The organism is Synechococcus sp. OH2 (genome assembly GCF_047462155.1).
In the GTDB taxonomy this organism is placed as follows: domain Bacteria; phylum Cyanobacteriota; class Cyanobacteriia; order Thermostichales; family Thermostichaceae; genus Thermostichus.
Genome location: NZ_JANSIR010000123.1, coordinates 2,239 through 4,619, shown reverse-complemented (window position 1 = coordinate 4,619; position 2,381 = coordinate 2,239). Strand labels below are relative to the sequence as shown.

Sequence of the window (2,381 nt, the reverse complement as noted above, 5' to 3'; positions counted from 1 at the left end):
GTAGATCAGTTGCCTTCATCGTTTTTGGGTGTGAGTCAGTGAGCCTTGTTGCTGGGGGACAGATGGAAAACTGGCTGTTTCAGGGCATTCTGGCCGCTTGGCTAGGGCAGGCTGTAGGCAGCTTAATGAAGAAAAACCGGCGATGTCTACCTACTCAACGTCCTACTCAGTTTCCTACGCGAAAATCTTTTTCCCGATTTGGGTGGCGGGGCTGCTGCTGATCAGCGGTGGCCTCCTGTTTGGCCTGTTTCGGGCTTTTGGGCTCTCGATAAAACCCAACCGGAACAGGTGCGCGCCAGCAACGAGCTAGAGCCCAGCCAAATCCGACAAGAGACCCGCCAAGCCGTGGCGCAACTGAGCGTGGATAGCCAATTTCTTGGCCAGGTGGGGGAGATCCGCCGCTGTATCAAAGAGGCCTAGCCAGCCCCGCTGTTGAGCCTCTCCAACTGGGCGGAAAATTGAGAGGGGACAAGCTTAGTGCCCACGCCTGCATCGGTTAGCAGTTCCAAGAGCAGGGAATGAGGGGATCCCCCGTCTAGGATGTGGGCAGCCCGAACCCCTTGAGCCAGGGCGCGAATGCAGCACTGCACCTTGGGGATCATGCCGCCCCTGACCACGCCGCTCTGGATTAACTGGCGGGCCGTCTCGATATCCAGGAGTGGAATCAGGGAGCTGGGATCCTCAGGATCTCTGAGAATGCCAGGGGTGTCGGTGAGAAGGATTAACTTTTCGGCCCCCAGAGAGGCTGCTAGCTCCCCGGCTACCGTATCAGCATTGATGTTGTAGGCTTGGCCCGTCTCGTCGGCGGCCACGCTGGAGATCACCGGGATCTGGCCGCCCTCCAACAGAGTTTGCACCAACTGGGGGTTGATGGTGCTGACTTCTCCCACAAAGCCAATTTCCGCCCGGCCCTGGGAGCGGGCTCGAATTAAATTGCCGTCCCGCCCGCACAGCCCTACTGCCGAGCCGCCGGCCAGGCTGATGAGCTGCACGATCTGTTTGTTGACTTTGCCCACCAGCACCATCTCCACCACCTCCATGGTGGCAGCATCGGTTACTCGCAGGCCATCGACAAACTTGAAGGGGATGTCCAACTTCTGCAGCCAACTGTTGATCTCCGGCCCTCCTCCATGCACCAGCACCGGACGGATGCCGACACAGGCAAGAAAAACAATATCCCGCAGCACCTCAGCTCGGCGCTCCTGCTGCACCATGGCGGCGCCGCCATATTTGATGACCATGACGCGGCCTTGGTACTGCTGAATGTAGGGCAGAGCCTCGATGAGAATCTGCGCCCGCGTCAGGGGATCGCAGGCCACAGCCTGAGGGCTGGTTGTTCCTGAAAGAGAGGCGTTGGTCTGCACGGCTAGGGATCCCGTGTAAGACAAAAACTTCCAGAAGATCCTAACTAGAAACTGACAGGCTGCTAGCTGCGCAAGGTAACCGGAAAGTGTTTCTCCAACTGGGCTCTTACTTGGTTTTGCGCGGCTTCCACCTCCGCATCGGTGAGGGTGCGATCCGGAGCGCGATAGACCAGGCGGAAGGCGAGGCTGCGCTGGCCCGGCGGCACACTTTGGCCGCGGTACTCGTCGAAAAGCTGCACCGACTGCAGCAGGGGGCCCGCCGCCTGGCGGATCACCTTCTCAATTTCTGCCACTGACAGCTCCAGCGGCGCAAAGAAGGCGATATCCCGATCCGAGGCCGGAAAAGGCGAGAAGGGAGAAAATTGTACCAGGCCCCGCCTCTCCAGGCTGGCCAGCAAGGGATCCAACTCCAGCTCAAACCCATAGACCTCATCCGGCAAGTCCTTCTCCTGGCAAAGGCGGGGGTGCAACTGCCCGAAGATGCCGGTGCGGGATCCCTCGATCCAAATACCGGCCTGCCGACCGGGGTGCAACAGCCGCGACTGCGCCTCAGGGGGATCCGGGCGAAACTCGGGGGCAAATCCCAGCCGCTCCAGCGCCGAGACCAAGAGCCCCTTGGCCTCGAACCAGTCCATGGGTCGGTTGTGGTGCCGCCAGTCGTTGGGGTTGGGATCCCCGCCCAGGATGCCGCCCAGGTGCTCCGCCTCCTGATAGGGCTCAGGACTGGAGGGAGGGGCATAGGCGAAGACGTGGCCAATTTCAAAAGCCTGTAGGGGGCCGTTGCCCTGATCCCAGTTGAAGCGAAAAGCCTCCACCAAGCCCGGCAACAGCGCCTTGCGCACAGCCGAGTACTCGGGGGAAAGCGGATTGGCGATTTTGACCAGGGAGCTGTCCTCCTCCGCCGGACAGAGGGAGATGTGGTACACCTCCGTCAGACCGATGCCCCGCATCACCTCGCGAATTTGCCGGGTCAATGTTTCCCGTGCAGAGAGGGATCCCACCTGCGGCTCCGTGGGC

General features: G+C 60.7%; 2 protein-coding genes and 1 pseudogene. 1 reads left to right on the top strand and 2 read right to left on the bottom strand.

The window, feature by feature from the left end; genetic code table 11:
- The first annotated feature begins 288 nt into the window (after positions 1 to 288).
- A complete protein-coding gene (locus tag NW835_RS13530) occupies positions 289 to 420 on the top strand; it encodes a hypothetical protein (RefSeq protein WP_414415555.1) in 132 nt (43 codons plus the stop codon).
- Here NW835_RS13530 and argB read toward each other — a convergent pair.
- Together argB and NW835_RS13520 are read right to left on the bottom strand one after the other, a co-directional pair.
- Positions 417 to 1,319, bottom strand: a complete 903-nt coding sequence (gene argB / locus NW835_RS13525) for an acetylglutamate kinase (RefSeq protein ID WP_414376975.1) — start codon at positions 1,317 to 1,319, stop codon at positions 417 to 419. The two genes, NW835_RS13530 and argB, sit on opposite strands and share 4 nt — an antisense overlap.
- A gap of 107 nt (positions 1,320 to 1,426) precedes the next feature.
- Positions 1,427 to 2,381: pseudogene (locus tag NW835_RS13520) on the bottom strand (phenylalanine--tRNA ligase subunit beta); the annotation flags it as partial.